The 302-nt window shown below is 58.3% G+C and carries 1 protein-coding gene; it reads right to left on the minus strand.

The genetic code is table 11. From position 1 onward, the window contains the following. Positions 1–151: KUP/HAK/KT family potassium transporter (locus tag IM317_RS23625; protein WP_227010984.1), on the minus strand; the 151-nt coding region annotated here is incomplete at its 3' end. Positions 152–302 lie beyond the last annotated feature (151 nt).

The following is a 302-nucleotide window of genomic DNA, read 5'->3' on the forward strand; positions in this document are numbered from 1 at the left end:
ATTTTATGGACGTTACCAGGATGAGTGTCCAGGTAATCAGGGAGAGCAGGCCCAGTATGACGCCGGGCGTCGGGTCATGCTCAGAGAGCGAAAGCACCGTGCGGAAGGTATAGAGCGGGCTGGTGCCGATATCACCAAAAACGACGCCCAGGGGTTAACCGGGAGAGCGGTTGGCGCGGGTGGGGCAGATGGGCTATGTTTTTTAAAGGATTATCTGACTCTTGCTGGAAAATATGCGCCCTCGCCACAGCAGTGACCCGTCCCAACCGCTCTCCCGGTTAACCCTGCTTGCAGGGGGCGCG

This window comes from Enterobacter cloacae complex sp. S3, assembly GCF_014930495.1.
Taxonomy (GTDB): Bacteria; Pseudomonadota; Gammaproteobacteria; order Enterobacterales; family Enterobacteriaceae; genus Enterobacter; species Enterobacter asburiae_B.